Origin of the sequence: Roseovarius sp. MMSF_3350, assembly GCF_030733425.1 — a bacterium.
In the GTDB taxonomy this organism is placed as follows: Bacteria; Pseudomonadota; Alphaproteobacteria; order Rhodobacterales; family Rhodobacteraceae; genus Roseovarius.
Map to the genome: position 1 here is coordinate 35,598 of NZ_JASHIZ010000023.1, position 20,539 is coordinate 56,136.

At 66.3% G+C, this 20,539-nt stretch carries 21 protein-coding genes and 1 pseudogene; 2 read left to right on the plus strand and 20 right to left on the minus strand.

Going from position 1 to position 20,539, the window contains the following annotated elements:
- Positions 1-28 precede the first annotated feature (28 nt).
- Complete coding sequence (gene thpD / locus RBB31_RS18015; protein WP_306130642.1) at positions 29-973, minus strand: ectoine hydroxylase; 945 nt, start codon at positions 971-973, stop codon at positions 29-31.
- 126 nt (positions 974-1,099) lie between these two features.
- Here thpD and RBB31_RS18020 point away from each other — a divergent pair, with 126 nt between their 5' ends.
- A complete protein-coding gene (locus tag RBB31_RS18020; RefSeq protein ID WP_306130643.1) occupies positions 1,100-2,281 on the plus strand; it encodes an NAD(P)/FAD-dependent oxidoreductase in 1,182 nt (393 codons plus the stop codon).
- 155 nt (positions 2,282-2,436) lie between these two features.
- On the opposite strand, the gene murD is transcribed toward RBB31_RS18020, so the two are convergent.
- The 17 genes and pseudogenes from murD to RBB31_RS18105 all read right to left on the minus strand — a co-directional run bounded on the left by murD (position 2,437) and on the right by RBB31_RS18105 (position 18,658).
- Positions 2,437-3,834, minus strand: coding sequence for a UDP-N-acetylmuramoyl-L-alanine--D-glutamate ligase (murD, locus tag RBB31_RS18025; protein WP_306130644.1), 1,398 nt, complete (start codon positions 3,832-3,834; stop codon positions 2,437-2,439).
- A gap of 72 nt (positions 3,835-3,906) precedes the next feature.
- Positions 3,907-4,314 (minus strand): ACT domain-containing protein, encoded by a 408-nt coding sequence (locus RBB31_RS18030; RefSeq protein WP_306130645.1) that lies wholly within the window; start codon positions 4,312-4,314, stop codon positions 3,907-3,909.
- Complete coding sequence (mraY, locus tag RBB31_RS18035; protein ID WP_306130646.1) at positions 4,314-5,396, minus strand: phospho-N-acetylmuramoyl-pentapeptide-transferase; 1,083 nt, start codon at positions 5,394-5,396, stop codon at positions 4,314-4,316. The genes RBB31_RS18030 and mraY overlap by 1 nt, the downstream gene beginning before the upstream one ends.
- Complete coding sequence (murF, locus tag RBB31_RS18040) at positions 5,397-6,839, minus strand: UDP-N-acetylmuramoyl-tripeptide--D-alanyl-D-alanine ligase (protein WP_306130647.1); 1,443 nt, start codon at positions 6,837-6,839, stop codon at positions 5,397-5,399.
- A complete protein-coding gene (locus tag RBB31_RS18045; RefSeq protein ID WP_306130648.1) occupies positions 6,836-8,335 on the minus strand; it encodes a UDP-N-acetylmuramoyl-L-alanyl-D-glutamate--2,6-diaminopimelate ligase in 1,500 nt (499 codons plus the stop codon). The genes murF and RBB31_RS18045 overlap by 4 nt, the downstream gene beginning before the upstream one ends.
- A gap of 24 nt (positions 8,336-8,359) precedes the next feature.
- A complete protein-coding gene (locus RBB31_RS18050; protein ID WP_306130649.1) occupies positions 8,360-10,144 on the minus strand; it encodes a penicillin-binding protein 2 in 1,785 nt (594 codons plus the stop codon).
- Complete coding sequence (locus RBB31_RS18055) at positions 10,141-10,485, minus strand: cell division protein FtsL (RefSeq protein ID WP_306130650.1); 345 nt, start codon at positions 10,483-10,485, stop codon at positions 10,141-10,143. The genes RBB31_RS18050 and RBB31_RS18055 overlap by 4 nt, the downstream gene beginning before the upstream one ends.
- On the minus strand, positions 10,485-11,474 hold the full coding sequence (gene rsmH, locus RBB31_RS18060) for a 16S rRNA (cytosine(1402)-N(4))-methyltransferase RsmH (RefSeq protein ID WP_306130651.1): 990 nt from the start codon (positions 11,472-11,474) through the stop codon (positions 10,485-10,487). The genes RBB31_RS18055 and rsmH overlap by 1 nt, the downstream gene beginning before the upstream one ends.
- 3 nt (positions 11,475-11,477) lie before the next feature.
- Positions 11,478-11,981 carry a division/cell wall cluster transcriptional repressor MraZ gene (locus RBB31_RS18065; RefSeq protein ID WP_306130652.1) on the minus strand — a complete coding sequence of 168 codons (504 nt, stop codon included), beginning with the start codon at positions 11,979-11,981 and terminating at the stop codon, positions 11,478-11,480.
- Positions 11,982-12,810: 829 nt separating this feature from the next.
- Positions 12,811-13,179 (minus strand): annotated as a pseudogene (locus RBB31_RS18070) (imm11 family protein); the annotation flags it as partial.
- Between the two features lie 365 nt (positions 13,180-13,544).
- A complete protein-coding gene (locus tag RBB31_RS18075; protein WP_306130654.1) occupies positions 13,545-14,051 on the minus strand; it encodes a GNAT family N-acetyltransferase in 507 nt (168 codons plus the stop codon).
- On the minus strand, positions 14,038-15,027 hold the full coding sequence (gene acuI, locus RBB31_RS18080) for an acryloyl-CoA reductase (RefSeq protein WP_306130687.1): 990 nt from the start codon (positions 15,025-15,027) through the stop codon (positions 14,038-14,040). The genes RBB31_RS18075 and acuI overlap by 14 nt, the downstream gene beginning before the upstream one ends.
- Positions 15,028-15,236: 209 nt before the next feature.
- Positions 15,237-16,340: a dimethylsulfoniopropionate demethylase gene (locus RBB31_RS18085; protein WP_306130655.1), complete on the minus strand. Its 1,104-nt coding sequence runs from the start codon at positions 16,338-16,340 to the stop codon at positions 15,237-15,239.
- Positions 16,340-16,588, minus strand: a complete 249-nt coding sequence (locus RBB31_RS18090; RefSeq protein WP_306130656.1) for a hypothetical protein — start codon at positions 16,586-16,588, stop codon at positions 16,340-16,342. The genes RBB31_RS18085 and RBB31_RS18090 overlap by 1 nt, the downstream gene beginning before the upstream one ends.
- Positions 16,589-16,592: 4 nt before the next feature.
- On the minus strand, positions 16,593-17,102 hold the full coding sequence (locus RBB31_RS18095) for a DinB family protein (protein WP_306130657.1): 510 nt from the start codon (positions 17,100-17,102) through the stop codon (positions 16,593-16,595).
- Positions 17,103-17,113: 11 nt separating this feature from the next.
- Entirely contained in the window at positions 17,114-17,818 is a 705-nt protein-coding gene (locus tag RBB31_RS18100; protein ID WP_306130658.1) for a DUF1326 domain-containing protein, read from the minus strand.
- Between the two features lie 3 nt (positions 17,819-17,821).
- On the minus strand, positions 17,822-18,658 hold the full coding sequence (locus RBB31_RS18105; RefSeq protein WP_306130659.1) for a DUF2182 domain-containing protein: 837 nt from the start codon (positions 18,656-18,658) through the stop codon (positions 17,822-17,824).
- 68 nt (positions 18,659-18,726) lie between these two features.
- Here RBB31_RS18105 and RBB31_RS18110 point away from each other — a divergent pair, with 68 nt between their 5' ends.
- Positions 18,727-19,467: a FadR/GntR family transcriptional regulator gene (locus tag RBB31_RS18110; RefSeq protein ID WP_306130660.1), complete on the plus strand. Its 741-nt coding sequence runs from the start codon at positions 18,727-18,729 to the stop codon at positions 19,465-19,467.
- 226 nt (positions 19,468-19,693) lie between these two features.
- Here the strand turns inward: RBB31_RS18110 and RBB31_RS18115 are convergent, their stop codons facing one another.
- Positions 19,694-19,888: a Trm112 family protein gene (locus tag RBB31_RS18115; protein ID WP_306130661.1), complete on the minus strand. Its 195-nt coding sequence runs from the start codon at positions 19,886-19,888 to the stop codon at positions 19,694-19,696.
- Entirely contained in the window at positions 19,885-20,529 is a 645-nt protein-coding gene (locus RBB31_RS18120) for an LON peptidase substrate-binding domain-containing protein (RefSeq protein ID WP_306130662.1), read from the minus strand. The genes RBB31_RS18115 and RBB31_RS18120 overlap by 4 nt, the downstream gene beginning before the upstream one ends.
- Positions 20,530-20,539: the final 10 nt, after the last annotated feature.

Sequence of the window (20,539 nt, forward strand, 5' to 3'; positions counted from 1 at the left end):
AAGCATTCTGCATCCCACCGGGTCGCCTTTACCCGTTCAGATTGCCGGAAACCGTGCGGATCGCCTCGGGCGTCGCGCGGTTGGCCAGGAAGTCGGGCCGCGGACCACGGGCGGCATAAGGCCGGGTCAGCGCGTTCGACATCGCGTTGTAGACAAAGAACGCATTGGCCCGCGGATCGGGCGTGATGTTCCCGTTCGAGCCGTGCAGCGTGTTGCAGTCAAAGAAGATCACCGTACCGGTGTCCCCCTGCGCCGACGCGATGCCACCGGCCTCCCGCGCCATCCGGTCGATCGTCTCGGGCTGCGGCACACCGACCTTCTGCTCTTTCAGCGAGGTCTCGTGGTTGTCCTTGGGCGTCTCGCCCACGCAGCTGATGAACACGTTCTGCGATCCCGGCACCAGCAGCAGCGGGCCATTGTGCGGCCCGTTCGGCGTCAGCAGCACCGAGGCCGACACCGCGCGCATCCGCGGCATCCCGTCCTCGGCATGCCAGGTCTCGAAATCCGAGTGCCAGTAGAACTCCTTGCCGGCGAACCCCGGTTTGTAGTTCAGGCGCGACTGGTGCAGGTACACCTGGTCGCCCAGAAGGAACTCGGCCACGCCAGCCAGGCGGCGATCGCAGGCCAGACGGCGGAATGCCTTGGAGTGGTCGTCGAGGCGGAAGACGGTGCGTACCGCCTCGCTGTCGGGCTCGCGGATCAGGTCGTCGTCGGGAATGTCCCCGCCGCCTTCGCGCAGCTTGTCCGCGGTTTCGGTCAGCAGTGCCAGTTCGTCCTTCTCGAACATATCGTGCCGTACCAGAAAACCGTGCTCGGCATAGTGCTCCGCCTCCTCCTTGGCGATCGGCGCGTCTTCAGACCAGTCGGACCAAAGCACGGGGTCCTTGCGCTCACTCAGTCGTTCCTCGCCCGGTACGCGGGTCGGATACTCGTCCTGAGCAGTCAGCACGTCGGGTTTTGTCTGGATATTCATGTGACTCCTCCACTCGTATTGGGTTGCGAGACGTCAACCCCGCCAAGCGCCCCATGTTCCAATGACAGGCACCGTACCCAGCACCGCCATCTTGACGCCCGTCCTTCGCTGGGGCACGGGAACGGCATGAACGTCATCACCCTGATCCTCGGCGCCGGCGCCGCCGGCATGATGTGCGCGGCTCATTCGGGGCCGGAGACGCTTGTCGTGGATCATGCACGCGCCCCCGGCGAAAAGATCCGCATCTCCGGCGGCGGGCGCTGCAACTTCACCAACCTGCATACCGCGCCCGGCAATTTTCTCGGCCAGAACCCGCATTTCCACAAATCCGCGCTCAGCCGCTACACCCAGTGGGATTTCATCGACCTTCTCGCCCACCACGGCATCACCTGGCACGAAAAGACGCTGGGACAGCTCTTCTGCGACGGCAAATCCCCCCAGATTATCCAGATGCTGCGCGACGAGATTGCGGCGGTCGGCGCCGACCTCTGGCTGCAAACCACCGTGGGCGAGATCACCCATGACGGCACCCACTTCAACGTCACGCTCGACCGCGAAGGCACGCGCCACATCGTCACCGCCCACAACCTCGTGCTGGCGACGGGCGGCAAGTCCATCCCTGCCATGGGCGCCACTGGCCTCGCCTACGACATCGCCCGCCAGTTCGGCCATGCCGTCACCGACACGCGCCCGGCCCTCGTCCCGCTCACCTTCTCCGACAAGCGCTTCGCGCCCATCTCCGGCATCGCCGCCCCCGCCCGCGTGACGGCAAACGATACCAGCTTCGCCGAGGCCGTCCTCTTCACCCATCGCGGCCTCTCCGGCCCCGCCATCCTGCAAGCCTCCTCCTACTGGCACGAAGGCGAGGCCATCACCCTCGACCTCGACCCCGACGCCAGCCTCTACGACACCCTCCGCGCCCAGCGCCAGGCCCAGGGCCGCCGCGCCCTCACCACCGAGCTTGCCCGCCACCTGCCCGCCCGCCTCGTCGAGCACCTCACCCCCGCGCTGTCCCTTTCGGGCAATCTTGCCGACCAGTCCGACGCCCGGCTCGCGGAAATCACCGACGCCCTGCGCCAGTGGCATCTCAAGCCCACCGGCTCCGAAGGCTACCGCACCGCCGAGGTCACCCTGGGCGGCATCGCCACCGACCGCATCTCGTCAAAGACCATGCAAAGCCGCGACGTCCCGGGCCTCTACATGATCGGCGAGGCCGTCGACGTCACCGGCTGGCTCGGCGGCTACAACTTCCAATGGGCCTGGTCCTCCGGCTGGGCCGCCGGCACCGCCATCGCCGCCACCACCTGACGCCGCAACACGTTCACTGTTCCAGAAATACTCCGGGGAGCGCGAGGGGCTGGCCCCTCGCCGGCGCGACGCTCACACCAGAACCACCCCGTCCCGGGCTTGACCCTGCCTGCCCTGGGCTTGACCCGGGGGCACCTCCCTCTAGGCGCGCCCCGTCAAAGCCGCGCCTTGACCTCCGCGATGAAGTCCTCGCCTCGCCGCTCGAAGCTGTCATATTGATCGAAACTCGCCGCCGCCGGTGCCAGCAACACGGTCTCGCCGGGCTGCGCATCCTCCATCGCCCGCATCACCGCATGGCTCATCGTCGTGCAGACCTCCGCATCGACATCGCCAAGCTGCAGCGCGAACCCCGCCGCCTCGCGCCCGATGACATAGGCTTTGGTCACGTGCTCGAGGCCCGGCTTTAGCCCGGCCAACCCGCCCTCTTTCTCCAGCCCCCCACAGATCCAGCGGATCCGGTCGAACGCCAGCAGCGCCATCAGCGCGGCGTCCACGTTCGTCGCCTTGCTGTCGTTGACGAAACTCACGCCGTCCTTCTCGGCCACCAGCTGGCTGCGATGCGGCAGGCCCGCGAATGTCTGCATCGCGCCCTCGATCACCTTGGGGTTCAGCCCCAGCGTCCGGCAGGCGGCAAAGGCGCAGCAGGCGTTCTGGTGATTGTGCTCCCCCGGCAGGCCCTTGATCTTCCGCAGGTCGATCGACCCCACCTGCCGCGCCTTGCGGTATTCCGACAGGAACCCCTTGCGGGCAAAGACCTGCCATCCCGGCCCGGTCAGCTTGCGGTCCACCGACACCCGGATCACCCGGTCGTCGCCCGGCCCTTCTGCCAACTGCCCCGCCAGGAACAGCCCCTCGGGCTCGTCCACGCCGATCACGGCCCGGTCCGGTCCGCCTTCCGCGAACAGCCGCCGCTTGGCCGCGAAATAGCCGCCCAGCCCGCCATGCCGGTCCAGGTGATCGGGGCTGAGGTTGGTAAACACCGCCACATCCGGCGTCAGCGCGCGCGCCAGCTCGGTCTGATAGCTGCTCAGTTCCAGCACCACCACGCCGCCATCCCCGGGCGGGTCGATATCCAGCACGCCGCGCCCGATATTCCCGGCCAACTGCACCTCGCGCCCCGCCTCCTGCAATATGTGGTGTATCAGCGCCGAGGTCGTCGACTTCCCGTTCGACCCGGTCACGGCAATCACCCGTGGCGGCGCGTCGAAACTGTCCCACTCATTCGTCGCCAGCGACCGGAAAAATAGGCCGATATCGTTGTCCACCGGCACGCCCGCTTCCTGGGCGGCGGCCACGATCTTGTTGGGCTCAGGGTAGAGATGCGGAATGCCGGGGCTTACGATCAGCGCGGCGACATCGGCAAAATCCTCCGCCGAGCGAAACTGCCGGATGTCGAACCCTTCCTCGGCCGCGCCCTCCCGCGCCGCCGGGTTGTCATCCCAGCACAGCACGTCCGCGCCGCCCGCCCGCAGCGCCCGCGCCGCCGACAGCCCCGACCGCCCCAGGCCCAGCACCGCCACGCATTGCCCTTCCACTCCCCGAACCGGTATCATGTCCAACGCCTCCGAACTGGTGTTTCGAATTGGCTACCCGATCCCCGCCCGCGTGACCAGAGATCGCCGATGTCACTCCGCCTGCCGCGCCACGTCCTGCAGGATCGCCATCGCCTTCCCGGCCAGCTCCTCGGGCACGAAGACATGATCGTGATGATAGGCCGCGACCACGTTGCAGGGGATCAGCGCCTCGGCCAGAGCGCCGGCCACTGCCGCCGTCAGCCCTACGCCGTCGAGCGCCGAATGCACCGACAGGGTGATCCGGCTCATCGGCATCTCCACGGGGAAATCCAGATCCCGCGCCACTTCATCCGGCAGGATCAGCGACACGCCCTCATCCTCGCCAAAGACCGCCAGCGCATGCGGCCGCGCGCGCTCCGCCAGGTCCCGGTCATCCGTCGTGCAGAAATGCCAGGTCTCGGCGTCGTGCACCGGCGCCATGCCCTTGATCATGCCCCTGGTGTCGCGGACCGTCGCCATCACCGCACCTTCAGCGTCGCCAGCCCGATCATCGCCAGAATCAGCGCGATGATCCAGAAGCGGATGACGATCTGCGGCTCGGCCCAGCCCTTTTTCTCGTAATGGTGGTGGATCGGCGCCATCAGGAACACACGCTTGCCGGTGCGCTTGAAATACATCACCTGGATGATGACGCTCAGCGCCTCGACCACAAAGATGCCGCCGACGATGCCCAGCACGATCTCGTGCTTGGCCGCCACCGCGATGGCCCCCAGCGCGCCGCCCAGGGCCAGCGACCCGGTGTCGCCCATGAAGACCGCCGCCGGCGGCGCGTTGTACCACAGAAACCCAAGTCCGCCCCCGGCCAGCCCCGCCACGAAGACCAGGATCTCCCCCGTCCCCGGCACGTAGTGCACATCGAGGTACTCGGTAAAGTCGACGCGTCCCACGGCATAGGCGATGATCCCCAGCGTCACGGCGGCGATCATCACCGGCATGATCGCCAGCCCATCAAGGCCATCGGTCAGGTTGACGGCATTCGCCGCCCCCACGATCACGAACATCGCAAAGGGGATGAAGAACAGACCCATGTTGATCAGCGTGTCCTTGAACACCGGCAGCGCCAATTGGTATTGCAATTCACTGGGGTGGTACATGCTGGCCCAATAGGCCGCCACGCCTGCGATCAGAAACCCCAGAGCCAGCCTTACCTTGCCCGGCACGCCCTTGTGGTTCTGCTTGCTGACCTTGGCGTAGTCGTCCCAGAACCCGATCAGGCCAAAACACATGGTCACGAACAGCACCAGCCAGACAAAGGGGTTGTCCAGCCGCGCCCAGAACAGCGTCGCGGTCAGCAGCGCGCCGACGATCAGCAGCCCCCCCATCGTGGGCGTGCCCGACTTCGCCAGGTGCCCTTCGGGGCCGTCGCTGCGGATGGGCTGGCCCTTGCCCTGGGTCCGGCGCAGCACGTTGATCAGCGGAGGTCCGAAGATGAAGCCGAAAACCAGCGCGGTCAGGAACGCCCCGCCCGAGCGGAAGGTGATATAGCGAAACAGGTTGAAGACGTCGCCGCCATCCGACAATTCGGTTAACCAGTAAAGCATTCAAACGTCCTCTTTTTCCGCGACGGCCTGCGCCAGACGGCGCAGCGCGGTGACAACTTCGCTGACGCGGCTGCCCTTCGAGCCCTTCACCAGGATCACGTCGCCCGCATCCACCAGACGGTGCGCCTCGGCGGCCAGGTCCGCCGCGGTTTCCGTCCAGCGGCCCCTTTGCGCCTCCGGCAGCGCGTCGTAAAGGGTTTTCATGCGCGGACCGACACAATGGATGACCTGCACCTGGTCCATGAAGGGAAGTTTCGCGATGTCGCGGTGCATCCGCGCCTCGTCCGGGCCCAGTTCCAGCATGTCGCCCAGAATGGCGATCCGCCGCCCCGCGGACACCCGCCCGATGTCGTCGCGCACCCTGGCGGCGGCCAGAACTTCCAGCGCCGCGGCCATCGAGGTCGGGTTGGCATTGAACGCGTCGTCGATCAGCTCGATCGACATCGCCTCCTCGACCGCGTCCAGCACCAGCACCTCGCGCGTGCCGCGCCCCTTGTACGGCCGCCACAGGCCCAGGTCGCAGACCACCACGTCCCGGTCCGCCCCCATCGCCTGCGCGGCGGCGATGACCGCCAGCGCGTTCAGCGCGAAATGCCGGCCCGGCGTGCCGACCTTGAACAGGATCTCCTCGCCCGCGACCTCTGCCTTGCCCACGGTGGCGGCGTCATGCACCGTCACGTCGGTCAGCCGGATTTCGACCCCCTCCGCGGTTCCGAACCGCACCACCGTCCCGGCCTTCGCGCGTGCCGCGTCTTCCAGTATATCCGCCGTGCCGACGTCGGCGTTGATCACCGCCGTGCCGCCCGGCTCCAACCCGTCGAATATCGCAGCCTTCTCCCGCGCAATCCCCTCGATATTCTCGAACGCCTCCAGATGCGCCGCCGCGATGGTGGTGATCAGCGCCACGTGCGGGCGCGCCATCACGGCCAGCGGCGAAATCTCTCCCGGATGGTTCATCCCGATCTCGATCACCGCGAACTGGGTGTCGCGCGGCATCCGCGCCAGCGTCAGCGGCACGCCCCAATGGTTGTTGTAACTCGCTTCGGCGGCATGTGTCTTGCCCTGCCCCTGCAATGCGGCGCGCATCATCTCCTTGGTCGAGGTCTTGCCCACCGACCCGGTGATCGCCACCACCTTCGCATCCGTTCGCGCCCGCGCCGCCCGGCCCAGGTCCTCGAGCGCCGGCAGCACCTCGTCCACGATCAGAAGCGGCGCATCAGCGGCCACGCCCTCGGGGACGCGCGCAACCAATGCAGCCGCCGCGCCATTCTCCAGCGCCTGCTCCACGAAGTCATGCCCGTCGCGCACATCCTTCAAAGCCACGAACAGATCGCCCTGCGCCAGCGTCCGGGTGTCGATCGACACGCCCGTCGCGGTCCAGTCGCAAGTGCTGCGCCCGCCCGTGGCCGCCGCGGCCTCCTGCGCTGTCCACAAGTCGCTCACGCCACGCCCCCGTCCAAGGCCGAGACCGCCACGCTGGCCTGTTCGCAATCGTCGAAAGGGAAAACGTCATCGCCCACGACCTGCCCGGTCTCGTGCCCCTTGCCGCAGATCAGCAGCGCATCGCCCGGACCCAGCATGTCGACGCCGCGCAGAATCGCCTCGGCCCGGTCCCCCACTTCGATGGCCCGGTCCTCGCCCCCCGCCTGGCGCACGCCCTCCATCACGGCGGCGCGAATGTCGCCCGGCGCCTCGCTGCGGGGGTTGTCGTCGGTCACGATCACCGCGTCGGCATTTTCCGCCGCCGCCCGGCCCATCAGGGGCCGCTTGCCCCGGTCGCGGTCGCCGCCCGCGCCCACGATCGCCACCATCCGGCCCAGCACATGCGGGCGCAGCGCGTAAAGCGCGGTCGACACCGCCTCGGGCGTATGGGCGTAATCCACGAACACCGCCGCCCCGCTGGAGCGCGTCGCGGCCAGCTGCATCCGGCCCCGCACCGTGCGCATCACCGGTAGCGTGGCGAACACCCGATCCGGGTCCGCGCCTGCGCCGATGGCCAGTCCCGCGGCCAGCATCACGTTGTCGGTCTGAAAGCCCCCGATCAGGTTCAGTTCAACCTGATGCACCTGCCCGCGCCAGGAAAACCGCAAGGTCTGCCCGGTGGGCGAGAATACCCGGTTCAGGATCCGCAGGTCCGCCCCTTCGGCCCGGCCCACGGCCAGCACGTCCTGCCCCCGGCCATGGGCCACGTCCGCCATGCCCGGCCCGCGCGGGTCATCGACGTTGATCACGGCCACGCCGTCCTCGGGCAGGACCCGCTCGAACAGGCCCGCCTTGGCGTTGAAGTAGTCGTCGAAATCGGCGTGGTAATCCAGGTGATCCTGGCTCAGGTTCGTGAACCCCGCCGCCACCAGACGCACACCGTCCAGTCGCCGCTGCGCCAAACCGTGGCTCGACGCCTCCATCGCCGCATGGGTGATGCCGTTTGCCTCGGCCTCGGCCAGCACCCGGTGCAGCGTGATCGGCTCGGGCGTGGTATGCGCCAGCGGCGCCTCCCACGCACCCTCGACGCCCGTGGTGCCCAGGTTCACCGCCTCCAGCCCCAGCGCCATCCAGATCTGCCGCGTGAAACTCGCCACCGATGTCTTGCCGTTGGTGCCTGTCACCGCCACCATCGTCTCGGGCTGCGCGCCGAACCACAATGCGGCGGCAAACGAAAGCGTCTGGCGCGGATCCTCGGCCACCACCAGCGCGGCATCGCTGTCGGCCAGTTCCTCGGCGGCCAGCGCCACGCCCTCGGGGTCGGTCAGGATCGCCGCCGCCCCCATGCGCAGCGCGTAGGAAATGAACTCGCCGCCATGCACGCGGCTTCCCGGCAACGCCGCGAACAGGACCCCGTCCTTCACCTCGCGGCTGTCCACCGCCAGCCCGGTGATCTCGGCCCGCCGGCCCCCCTGGGCGGTCAGGCCCAGCTCTGCCAAGGATTTGCTCTGCCCCACGCCTTCGGCCTTTGTCTCAACCCGTCAATTCGATGTCAGCGTTATACCTGTTAATGGCGCGGGTTCAATCTCGGGCCGCAGCCCCAGAAGCGGCGCGACGCGACGTGTGATTTCCGCCGCCACCGGCACCGTGGTCCAGCCTGCCGTCCGGCGCGGCTCGGGGCCCGTGGTCTCCACCGGCTCGTCCAGTGTCACCACCAGAACGTAGCGCGGATCATGCGCCGGGAACACGCTGGCGAAGGTGGCGATCACCTTGTCCTCGTAATACCCGCCGCTGGGCTTCGGCTTGTCCGCTGTCCCCGTCTTGCCACCCACCGCGTAGCCGTCGACCTCGGCGAAAGAGGCCGTGCCCTCGGTGACCACATCGCGCAGCATCTGCATCGTCTCGGCCGCCGCACGCTCCGACATCACCCGAGGCCCCAGCTGCCCCTTGGGCTGCTTGATCACCGTCGGTTTCACCAACCGCCCGCCATTGGCGATGGTCGCATATCCCGCCGCCAGGTGCAGCGGGCTCGATGACAACCCGTGCCCGTAGGAGATCGTCATCAGCGACAGATCGGTCCATTTCGAGGGCAAAAGCGGCTTGCCGCCCTCCGCCTCGACAATCTCGAACGGCGTCGGCTCGAAAAAGCCCAGTGACTTGAGGAAATCCTGCTGCCGGTCGATTCCGATCATCTGCGCGATGCGCGCGGTGCCGATATTGGATGACTTGACCAGCACCGTTTTGACATCCAGCTCGTTGCCGTAATTGCGGAAATCGCGAATCCTGTACTTGCCGAAGCGCAGCGGCCCCTTGGTGTCGATCATCGTCGACGGATTCACCAGCCCAAGGTCGAGCGCCTGCGCGACGGTGAACGCCTTGAAAACCGAGCCCAGCTCATAGACACCCTGCACCGCCCGGTTGAACAGCGGGCTGTCGCCGGGCTTTTCCCCGGCAATCGGCGGGCGGGGGCGGTCGTTGGGGTCGAAATCCGGCAGGCTGGCCAGAGCCACGACCTCGCCGGTCTGCACCTCCATCAGCACCGCCGCAGCACCCTTGGCGTTCATCAGCATCATGCCGCCCTGCAACACCCGCTCGACCGCCGACTGCACCGACAGGTCAATCGACAGTTGCAAAGGCTTGTGCCCCATCGCCGGATCGCGCAGCCGCTTGTCATAGAATTTCTCGACGCCCGCGACACCGATGACTTCCGCCGCGTGCACGCCCTCGCGCCCGAAACTCGCGCCGCCCAAGACATGCGCGGCCAGCTTGCCGTTGGGATAAAGCCGCATTTCGCGCGGCCCGAACAGCAGCCCCGGCTCGCCGATGTCATGCACCGCCTGGCGCTGCTCGGGGCTCAGCTTCTTCTTCACCCACAGGAACTTGCGCTTGCCCGTGAAATCCCGCTTCAGCCGATCGACCTTCAGATCCGGGAAGATCGCCGCCAGTGCCTCGGCCGCCCGCTCGGGCTCGACCATCTGCTGGGGCTGGGCATACAGGCTGTAGGTCTCGAAATTCGTGGCCAGGATGCGCCCCTCGCGGTCCACGATATCGGCCCGCTGCGCCACGATATCGGCGCCCGCGAACCCGGTGCGCGGCTCTTCGGGGTCGGTATTGGCCAGCACGCCCATGCGCCCGCCAATGACCGCAAAGGCGCAGACAAAGAACGCCCCCATCACCAACAGGCGTCCCTCGGCGCGCATCCGCGCACGGTCGCGCATCTCCTCGTGGCGCAGGCGGATGTTCTCGCGCTCGATGGCGTCGGGGTTCTCGCCCGCTTCCCGGGCCTTGAGGATACGCGCCAGCGGGCGCAAGGGGGTGCGGATCATGGCTGCTGCTCCCGTTCCATCACGTCGATGACATTGGAAATCGGCAAGGGCCCCTCGGACGGATAGGCCACCTGATCGATCTTGCCGAACTGGTAGGGCTGGAACGGCAACAGCCCCAGCTGATCGAAATTGATTTCGACCAGGTCGCGCAGCCGATCGGGCCGGTTCAGATAGGCCCATTCCGCGTTCAGCACGCGCAGACGCTGGCGCTGGTCCGCTATCTTTTGCTGCACCGCTTCCGACCGCGACAGCGCGGCCTGCGTTTCATAGTTTTCCCGGTAGGCCCAGAAGGCCAGTGCGATGACCATGACGGCGGTCATGACGTAGAAAAAACTGCGCATTACCTGTCCCCTCGTCGATTATGCGTCTTCGGCATCGGCATCCCGATGCGGCCCCTGTCCACCGGCCGCGGCGCGGCATCGGTCCGCTGGGCGACACGCAGCTTGGCACTGCGCGCCCGCGGGTTTTCCGCCAGTTCCGCCTCGTCCGGCCCGATGGCCTTGCGCGTGTCCTGCCGGAATGTCGGCGGGTCCTGCTCGATTACCGGCGCGTGCCGGCTGCCACCGCCGGTATTCCCGGTCTTTTCGGCCAGAAAGCGTTTCACCATCCGGTCCTCGATGGAATGAAACGTCACCACGGCCAGCTGCCCGCCGGGCTTCAAGGCGCGCTCGGCGGCCTCCAGCCCTTCGACCAGCTCGCCATACTCGTCGTTCACCGCAATCCGGATCGCCTGAAAGCTGCGCGTCGCGGGATGCACCTGCCCCGGCTTCGGGCGCGGCAGGCATCCCTCGATGATCTCCGCCAGTTGCAGCGTGGTAACGATCGGCACGTCCTCGCGCTTCTTCACGATGGCCCGCGCGATCCGCCGGCTCGCCCGCTCCTCGCCATAAAGAAACAGGATATCGGCCAGGTCCGCCTCGTCCATGGCATTCACCATATCGGCGGCACTCGGCCCCTCCTGGCTCATCCGCATGTCCAGCGGCCCGTCCTTCATGAAGGAAAACCCCCGTTCGGCCCGGTCCAGCTGCATCGACGACACGCCCAGGTCCAGGACCACGCCATCCAGCTCCGTCCCATACTCATCCAGCTTGGAAAACGTCCCCTGCACCAGTTCCACCCGGTCGTCGGCCCACTCGGTGGCCAACTCTATGGCAAGCGGGTCGCGATCCACGCCGATCACGGTGTTGGCCCCGGCCTCCAGCAGGCGGCGGGTATAACCGCCCGCCCCCAAAGTGCCGTCCAGCCACGTGCCGGTCACCGGCGCCACGGCGCGAAGAATCGGTTCTATGAGAACGGGAACATGGGGATGGTTTGCGGCAGCATTCCCCATCGCTCATTCCTCCCCGGGCGGATCTATCAGGGTCAGCGGATCGAAATCGCCGTCCTGCTCTTCCAGGAAGGCCGCGGTCTCCGCCGCCTCGACCTCATCATAGGTCGCCGCGTTCCATATCTCGAAATAATCGCCCATCGCGACCATCACCGCCTCGCCTTCCAGCCCGATCTGCTGACGCAAACGCTGGGGCAGCACGATGCGCCCGTCCTTGTCCACTTCCGTGTCCCAGGACTTGCCCAGGATCATGCGGCTGGCGCGCTTGCGCGCGTCCGAGCCGCGCGGAAGTTTGCGGATGCCCTCTTCGATCTCGGCCATGGCGTCGATCGTGTAGGCGTGAAGACAGTTTTTCAGGTGCGGCCCGTGCAGCACGACGATACGCGGCAGCGGGGCTTCGGGGCAGCGCGGATCGCCATCGGCCAGCACAACGCGAAAATCGGCAGGGATCGACATCCGACCCTTGCCGTCAACCTTCTGGTTGAACTCGCCTCTGAAGCTCAGAACCACTGTCCGGCCCGTCCCTCGTTCCCCCGCGTTTCAAAAGTGCCGCCCGAAACACGAAACGGCGGATTGAGCTGCTGCCACTGCCCAATCCGCCGCCCTCGTCCCGCTCTCGCGGGGTGTCCAGCTGCGCGCGCCACCTGGGGGGATGTCTGCTCGCCCGCGCGCCGGATCTCTTCGTTCTGATGAAGCGGGTACCTGTATGAAACCTGCTCTGGTCTTTGTTGTTTTTCGGGGTCGTTGTGTGCCCCTGTGTCCGTCCTCATCGTGGTTAAAGGTATGACATGGTACTTCATGGAACTCAATAATAAATTTGCGTATTGAGCTACAGAATGTTGATTTCAAGCCCCCTCCCGATCAACATCCTGTGCCATCTTAAGCCATTTTGACGCAGCACCTAGCGCACTGCCGAATATTGAACGCAAAATATGGTAGCGCAGAAGCTCCATGTAGTTTTCCCACGCTTTCCCAATTTTTTTCTCCAATCCCTCGAGATCTGGGATGCATCGCCGACTTTTTCAACGAATCCCACGCGAGTTCCATGCCATGATCAGCAACGATTCGCACGATTCCGCCGAGGAATCCATGAGGTCCCAAGGACCACCTTGCATCCATTCCCATGATTTCCCGGAATGGAGGGCCATCGTACGCATGGGTGAAACCCACGCACGCCCGCCGGGCCCCGCCTCCTCGCGCCCGACGCGTGGGCTCTCGCCCACCCTACTCCCAAACATGTCCAGTAGGGTGGGTGAAAACCCACGCGTCTCCACGGTCGACCCGCCTGCGTCCATACCGTCGCGCGACAACGCCCCGTCGCGGATTCCCTAAAACCGCCCTACCTGTCGTCCGTCACCGCAATTTCCCGAAACCGCCATCCTTTACAGCCAACGGTCTCTGCCATCTCCTTGAACGCATCGGCGCAGACGACGGTCTTGGTCAGGGTATCACGCCAGATCAGCGCATCTGCCACACGCGACCGCAGCACCGCGCGCCCGGACCCCGAAATCGTGTTGAAATAGCTGCCGTCGCCCCGCTTCTGAGGCACGATCCGCGTGCGGTCCTGATCCCAGCAATCCCGGCGCGCCAGAAGATTGGCCAGATAAAACGGCCCACCCGCAATCGGGCTGTGGTGGACATCATCCCAGGTGCGCTCCATGCGCACGAACTCGAACAACGCAGGATCGACCGCCTCGATCGCGTCCTTGAGACGCTCTGAAAACGGGGGATGGAATCAAGGATTGCATCGAACGGCTTGATGACGTCGAACCTTCGATCTGCCTTGGGCCTGCTCACGCACCAGATCTTCTGAAACTCGGCACGGGTCTTGTCGGTAAACCTGCCACCCTTGACCGTGGCACCGTACGACATTGGTCCGCCATGCTCGTATTTCATGTCGCGGCCAGGGACCCATTCGCCTTCGTAATCGTCATAGTGGATCCGCTCACCATAGTCCGGTGCACGCGCGAACACGTAATCCAGGAAATCCGGCGTGCCGTAATTTGCTTCAAGCAAGTAGCACTTCATCGTCAACCGCCGCCTCTCCAACGAGCGCGCGGAGAGCATGCCGCCTCAGCGCCCCAGCCACTTGAACATCACCAGCGCATCCACCAGCCCCTGCTTGGGATGCCGGAACGCCTTGGGCAACCGCCCCACCGTCTCGAAGCCCAGCTTCGTCCACAGCGCGATGGCCCCCACATTGCTGGTCACGACGAAATTGAACTGCATCGCCTCGTAGCCCAGGGCGCGTGCCACGTCCTGGCTATGCTCGCACATCGCCCGCGCCACACCCCGCCCCCGCGCCGCCGGGGCCGTGATGTAGCCGCAATTGCACACGTGACTGCCTCCGCCCGCCTGGTTGGTCTTGATGTAATAGGTCCCCAGGATCTGGCCATCCAGTTCCGCCACATAGGTCGCGCGCGGGGCCTCGCACCAATAGGCCATCAGCCGGCCCTGCGACAGGTCCGGCTCGATGGCATAGGTGTCGCCCGCGCGCACCACCTCGCGGAGGATCGGCCAGAGCGCGTCGGCATCGCCGTCGCGCACCAGCCTTATGGTCAGGGCGTCACGCGTTGACATCGACGACGACACGGCCCTTCACCTGGCCTTTCAGGATGTCGCGCCCCAGCCCCGGCAGGTCCGACAGGGTCGCGGGCTGCACCATCTCGTCCAGCTTGTCCATCGGCAGGTCCCTGGCGATCCGCTCCCACGCGCGCAGCCGGTTGTCATAAGGCTGCATGACCGAGTCTATGCCCAAGAGGTTCACACCGCGCAGGATGAACGGCGTGATCAACGCCCCCTCGATCGCCGCCCCGCCCGCAAGGCCGATAGCCGCGACCGAACTGCCATACTCCATCTGCTTCAACACCCGGCCCAGCATGGCGCCCGCGACCGCATCAATGCAGCCGCCCCAGGCCTCCGCCTCCAGCGGCTTCTTGGTGACCTCGGCCAGCTCCTCGCGCGGCACGATCCGGCTTGCCCCAAGGCTCTTCAGATAGCCCTCCTGCTCCGGCCGCCCGGTGACGGCCGCCACCTCATGTCCCAACTTGGCGAGGATCGCCGTCGCCACGCTGCCCACGCCACCGGCCGCCCCGGTGACCAGCACCGGGCCCTTGCCCAGCCCCTGGTCCTCCAGCGCCATCACCGCCAGCATCGCGGTGAACCCGGCGGTCCCCACCGCCATCGCCTGACGCGTATCCAGCCCCTCGGGCAGCGGCACCAGCCAGTCGGCCTTCACGCGCGCCTTCTGGGCATAACCGCCCCAATGCGCCTCGCCCACGCGCCAGCCGGTCAGCACCACCTTGTCGCCGGGGCTGTATCGGTCGTCCGAGCTTTCCTCGACCGTTCCGGCAAAATCGATCCCCGGCACATGCGGGTACTTGCGCACCAGCCCCCCGCCTGGCCCGATGCAGAGCCCGTCCTTGTAGTTCACCGTCGAATACTCGACCGCGACCGTCACCTCGCCCTCGGGCAGGTCGTCCATCCCGATCTGCTTTACCTCCGCCGAGGTCTTGCCGCTCTCTTCGTCCTTCTCGACAACCAGTGCGTTGAACATGTCCAGTCTCCTGTCTTGCATAGCGAGGCTCCCCCGCTTTCATCCTTCCAAAATACTCAGGCGCCCCCGACCCTCAGCGCGTCTCCCGCGTCAAAGGCAAAACGCCCGCAAGGCGTGTAGGGTCCGTCCAGCGCACGCCGCTTTCATTGTTCGCGAAATACTCCGGGGAGCGCGAGGGGCTGGCCCCTCGCTCCGCCGTCAAATCCCGCTCAGTTCCAGAACGTCTCCTGCACCACCCCGCGCCGGACCTGATCCGGCGCCTCCACCTGCAATTCGGTGCCCGCGTCCCAATGGGTCATCCGCACCATGCCGATGGCCACGTTAATGTTGAAATCCGGGCTCCACGCGGCGGAACTCACCCGCCCCACCCGCTTGCCATTTGCCGTTACCGGCCACCACCGGTCACAGCCCGGCACTTTCGGCCCGTCGATGGCAATCGCGCAGATCTGCTGCACCGGCCCTTCCTTCGACACCCGCAAAAGCGCATCGCGCCCGATACAGCCGATGGCGCTCTGCGTGTTGCAGAACCGTCCCAGCCCGCATTCATGCGGCGTGTTGTCGTCGGTCATGTCGTTGCCATAGCTCAGCAGACCGCTTTCCACCCGCTCGATCAGGTTCGGACAACCCGCACGTACATCCAGATCCTTGCCCGCCTCCATCAAAGCGTTCCACAGCGGCATTCCGATATCCGCGCCCTCCACGTAAATCTCAAAGCCGCCCTGCTTGGAATAGCCCGACCGCGCGATCACCATGTCCCGCCCCTGGAAATCGAACACGCCGAAGCGGAAGAACCGGATATCGCGCACCCCGTCGCCAAAGACCCGCGCCATCAGCTCTTCCGCCTTCGGCCCCTGCACCGCCAGGGGCGACACGTCCGGCTCATCCACCAGCACGTCCAGCCGCCAGCCATGCGCCGTGGCCTTCACCCAGTAGAGCAGGTCACTGTCGGCAATCGAAATCCACCAGCGATCCTCGGCCAGCTTCACCGACACCGGGTCGTTCAGCATGCCCCCCGTCTCGTCCACGATGGGCACGTAATAACACTGCCCCGCCGTCATCCCCCGCAGGTCGCGCGGCGTCAGCATCTGCATCAGCCGCCCCGCATCCGGCCCTCGCAACTCCACCTGCCGCTCGCAGGCCACGTCCCAGACCTGCACCGCGTCCTTCAGGTGGCGGTAATCCTCCTCGACCGAGCGGAACACCGTCGGCAAAAGCATGTGGTTGTAGACCGTGTAGCCCTTGACCCCGGCGGCCTCGACCCCGTCGGAAAAAGGCGTTCGCCGCAACCGGCGCGACAGGGAAATCATCGGCATCAGGCAGACCCCTTCAGGTTGCTCTTGCAGATCGCCGGCGCAGCACCGGTGGCGGAATAGGCCGACACCCCGCAGGCCGCACAGCGATACTCGACGAACCGGCCATTGCTGTTGCCTGTCTCGCTCCACTTGCACGCCCTTTTGGGCGGCTTTTTCCCCGGCCCGCCGAGGCGCTCGCCCATGTGGCCCCGCCCCAGGCTCAGGGCGACAGCCACGATCACCACCAGCGCCAGGACAAAGGCCAGCATCGGCTCAGCCCTCCCCGGGCATCAGGAACAGGTCGCTCACCGGCGCCTCCAGCCCGGCGGCGGTCATCATCGCGTGCACCTGCCCCCGGTGATGGGTCTGGTGGTTGAACATGTGGCTCACGCACAAGGCGCGCGGCGTCACCATGTCCCGCCCCAGCGTGCCGGAATACCACCGCAACTCGCCGGTCAGATCCATCGCGCGCAACGAATTGGCCCAATGGCCGATCTTGCCGTCCACGTGATACCGCTCCGCGCTCCACGCCCCCAGCGTCGGATGCATCTCCACGCTCTGCTTCACGCCGACCTTCGGCGCCTCGACCGATGGATCGAACCGCGCCATCCACATCCGGTCACCCCACAGCAGATGGTTCAGCGTCCCCAGAATCGAACCGAAAAACGCGCCACGATCCTCGGTCAGCACCTCCAGCGACTGTCCGTCCAGCGCCTCGGTCAGCTGCCGGTTCTGCCACGCGTTGTACCGCGCCATCCTGCGGCAATATTCGGGAGTGATCATCGCCGGCGCCCCTACTTCGGCCCTTTCCAGTCGATCGGACACACCTCCGCCGACATGCCGCCGAAATCCCAGACCCGGCCGTAATCCCGCACCCGGCTCTTGGTGCCCCTTGCGGCGATGATATCCGGCCCCATCCAGTATTTCGAGTTCGTCACCATCACCGGGTGATCGGGGCTTGCCCCGTCGATCATCTCGATCTCGCCCTGGATCTTGCGCCCGATATAAAGCCCGCGCTTCTTGCCGTCGCGCACGATCTCGACCTTCTCGCGCTCCGCCCCGATGATCTCGCTCACCAGCATGGTGAAGAGGCCCGTCGTGCCCCCCGCCGCCCCGCTGAAGATCTGCAAAATTCCGTTATAGGCGCGGCCAGAGGCGCGCTCGTCCACATAGGCCGCCACCTTCCAGTTGCCCTCGCCCATGCGCCCGGGGATATCCACCAGCAGCCCCACGTTCAGACCCGACAGGTCCTCGCCCTCGTAATGCCCCTCGTCGATCGCAATCGCCATCCACGCATGACAATGCCCCTCCGTGGGCGGATGCGCCCCGAGGCTGACCACGCAGGGGCAGAACACCGTGCAGGAACAGTTCAGGAACAGCTCGCCCTTGATCGCCCATTCGGTCGGCGTCATCTTGCGCCGCTTGGGGTTGGCCATCCGGTTGTCGATCCGCTGCGACACCGGCAGCTTGTCGGCGTCCTTCCGGCGTGTCAAAGCCATGCTCTATCCTCCATTTACCAGCGGCGCGGCCAGAACCGCCACCCCGCCCGCGATCAGCGCCACACCCATCGGCCGGATCACCCGGTGCCCGATCTGCGGCAGTTTCTCCAATACCATGAAAAGCGTCGCCAGGCCCATCCAAAGCAGGCTCATCACCCCGCCCACGAACCCCAGCGCCATGAAGCCCCAGCAGCAGCCCACGCAGAACGCGCCCAGCCCCAGCCCCATGCGCACACCCCCGCGAAAGCCGGTGCGCCAATGCCCCAGGAAATAGGTCATCGGGCTGTGACAGACCCCGTGACACACCTCCTTGGCCCGGGTAAACTGAAACGCCCCCACGACGATCAGCAGCCCGCCGGCAATGGCGGACGACTTCGCGATCCCCAGCATGTCGATCACCCCACCATAGAGCAGCGCCACCTGTACCCAAGCGATCACGGCGGCAAAGCCGACCCAGGCGACGGAATAGCCCGTCAGCACGCCCAGCCATCCGGCGGTCGTGCCATCGGCACTGCGGATAAGGTCGTCGTAACAGCGCAGCGTCGGCACCATGGTCGGCAGCATCATCGCCGCCATCATGATCGCCCACATGGCGAACAGCGGCCCGAACCGGTCCATCGCCATCATGTCCATGCCGCCCGACATCCCGCCCGACATCCCGGCGCCCATGCCCATCTCCATGCCGGGCCGCATCTCCCGCATCTTCTCCCCCATCGGCCCGGGCCGCCCGATCAGGTCCAGGTCCATCCCCGTCGCCATCAGGTACATCACCACCCATGCCGCCAGGATCGCCGCGAAAAACGCCAGCCAGGCCACGGTGCGCAGGGAAAGAGCCGACATGCCGAAGAACACCCTTGGTTCGAGTCACGATTGCCCTTATGAATGTCAGACAATTAAAGGTCTGACAAATGAAAACCGCCAGCCCCGCCACACCGCGCCAGGACCTCTCGGCCCAGATCGCCGAGGCGATCCGCGACGCCATCGTCGAGGGCCGGATGATCACCGGCGAACGCCTGCCCTCCGAGGCGGAACTGGCCGAGCAATTCGGCGTCTCCCGCTCCACCGTACGCGAGGCCCTCAAACGCCTGGCCGCGCAATCGCTGATCCGCACCCAGCGCGGCGCCTTCGGCGGCGCCTTCGTCAACCGCCTCAGCTACGAGGGCGCCTACAGCCAGCAGATCACCACCTCCACGCTGCTTCTGTCGATGAACGCCGTCAGCTTCGAGACCGCCTGCGAGGCCCGCTACACGCTCGAACGCGCCTGCGCCCCCCTCGCCGCCCGGCGCCGCACCGACGAGTACCTCGCCACCATGCGCGCCGAGATCGCTCGCCAGTCGCAGCCGGACCTGTCGGACGAAGCCTTTTGCGCCTCCGACGTCACCCTGCACCGCGCCTTCGTCGACGCCGCGGGCAACCCCGTGCTCAGCTACCAACTGGCCGGCGCGGTCGAGGCCATGCAGCCGCTGATGAACATGATCACCTTCACCGCCCGCTCGCGCGGCGAAATCGTCGGCCTGCACACCGCCCTCGCCGACGCGCTCGAGGCTCAGGACGCCGCCGCCGCCGACACCGCGCTGCACCGGCTCGAGGCCTACACCCTCACGTTGGGCCGCGACGTGATGGCCAGCCGGTCGCGACACGGCAAATGACACCGCGCACCGCACGCTTCGGAGTGTGAGTGGTTCCAGCAATGAAAAGACGGGCGTCGTCGTGGCGCGCCCCCCTCTTCTTCTGGCCATAAATATCCCCGCCGGAGGCTCAGACGCCTGCGGCCGGCGCACCAGCCGGATGCAGCGTCGCGCCTGAACCAGCCCCGAGGCGGCGGCCCCCGGCCGACGCCGAGACAACCAGCGTGCGCGCCGCGCGCGCACCCCGCTAGTCCAGCCTGCGCGCCTCGTCGATCAGCAGGATCGGAATCCCCGACCGGATCGGAAAGGCCAGCCCGGCGTTGCGGCTCACCAGTTCCTGCGCTTCGCTATCGTATTCCAGCACCGAATGCGTCTGCGGGCAGATCAGCGCCTCCAGCATGTGCCGGTCGAACTCCGGCGCAGGCATGTCCGCATCGCTCATTGCATCATCTCCCTGTCATCCCCGCCGCGCAGATCGTACTCGATCAGCGTGACCAAAGTCTCGCGGCGCGTCGAAAGGCTCGGCGCCTCCAGCAGCGCCTGCTTGTCCTCCGGCTCGAACCCCAGCAGCATAGACAGCGAATTGATCAGCAATTCATCCTCCGCCTCCTTCAGCGCCTCCCAGTCGGTCGACAACTCCCGCGCATCGAAATAGCGCGACAGCAACTGCATGAAGGACAGTCGGTCAAAGTCCGGATCGCTGTCGTTCGGTGCAAGATCCTGCGCGAACCCGTCCCATGTCACATGCGCCCGGCGATAGGGGGTGAAGCCTTCGACCTCCGAATTCACACGGTACCGCGACACGCCCGACAGCGTGATCATGTAACGCCCGTCCTCGGTCTCGGAGAACTGGGTCACCCTCCCCGCGCAGCCGATCCGGTGCAGGCCGTGCTCTCCCGCCCGCGCGCCGGTGTCCGGCTGCACCATCCCGATCAGGCGATGCGGCGTCTTCAGGGCATCGTCCAGCATCGCCAGGTAACGCGGCTCGAACAGGTGCAACGGCAGTCGCGAGCGCGGCAACAGCAGCGCCCCCGGCAACGGAAAGACCGGAATTATCTCCGGCAGATCACCCTGTAATATCATGTCGAGTGAC

Bases quoted from the DNA above. Each gene is read 5' to 3' on its own strand.
- acuI (WP_306130687.1), bottom strand. From the start codon at position 15,027: ATGTTCAACGCACTGGTTGTCGAGAAGGACGAAGAGAGCGGCAAGACC.
- RBB31_RS18115 (WP_306130661.1), bottom strand. From the start codon at position 19,888: ATGAGCGATGCGGACATGCCTGCGCCGGAGTTCGACCGGCACATGCTG.
- rsmH (WP_306130651.1), bottom strand. From the start codon at position 11,474: ATGGGGAATGCTGCCGCAAACCATCCCCATGTTCCCGTTCTCATAGAA.
- mraY (WP_306130646.1), bottom strand. From the start codon at position 5,396: ATGCTTTACTGGTTAACCGAATTGTCGGATGGCGGCGACGTCTTCAAC.
- murD (WP_306130644.1), bottom strand. From the start codon at position 3,834: ATGATACCGGTTCGGGGAGTGGAAGGGCAATGCGTGGCGGTGCTGGGC.
- RBB31_RS18105 (WP_306130659.1), bottom strand. From the start codon at position 18,658: ATGTCGGCTCTTTCCCTGCGCACCGTGGCCTGGCTGGCGTTTTTCGCG.
- RBB31_RS18085 (WP_306130655.1), bottom strand. From the start codon at position 16,340: ATGCCGATGATTTCCCTGTCGCGCCGGTTGCGGCGAACGCCTTTTTCC.
- thpD (WP_306130642.1), bottom strand. From the start codon at position 973: ATGAATATCCAGACAAAACCCGACGTGCTGACTGCTCAGGACGAGTAT.
- RBB31_RS18030 (WP_306130645.1), bottom strand. From the start codon at position 4,314: ATGGCGACGGTCCGCGACACCAGGGGCATGATCAAGGGCATGGCGCCG.
- RBB31_RS18050 (WP_306130649.1), bottom strand. From the start codon at position 10,144: ATGATCCGCACCCCCTTGCGCCCGCTGGCGCGTATCCTCAAGGCCCGG.
- RBB31_RS18110 (WP_306130660.1), top strand. From the start codon at position 18,727: ATGAAAACCGCCAGCCCCGCCACACCGCGCCAGGACCTCTCGGCCCAG.
- RBB31_RS18020 (WP_306130643.1), top strand. From the start codon at position 1,100: ATGAACGTCATCACCCTGATCCTCGGCGCCGGCGCCGCCGGCATGATG.
- RBB31_RS18090 (WP_306130656.1), bottom strand. From the start codon at position 16,588: ATGCTGGCCTTTGTCCTGGCGCTGGTGGTGATCGTGGCTGTCGCCCTG.
- RBB31_RS18055 (WP_306130650.1), bottom strand. From the start codon at position 10,485: ATGCGCAGTTTTTTCTACGTCATGACCGCCGTCATGGTCATCGCACTG.
- RBB31_RS18100 (WP_306130658.1), bottom strand. From the start codon at position 17,818: ATGGCTTTGACACGCCGGAAGGACGCCGACAAGCTGCCGGTGTCGCAG.
- RBB31_RS18095 (WP_306130657.1), bottom strand. From the start codon at position 17,102: ATGATCACTCCCGAATATTGCCGCAGGATGGCGCGGTACAACGCGTGG.
- RBB31_RS18075 (WP_306130654.1), bottom strand. From the start codon at position 14,051: ATGTCAACGCGTGACGCCCTGACCATAAGGCTGGTGCGCGACGGCGAT.
- RBB31_RS18120 (WP_306130662.1), bottom strand. From the start codon at position 20,529: ATGATATTACAGGGTGATCTGCCGGAGATAATTCCGGTCTTTCCGTTG.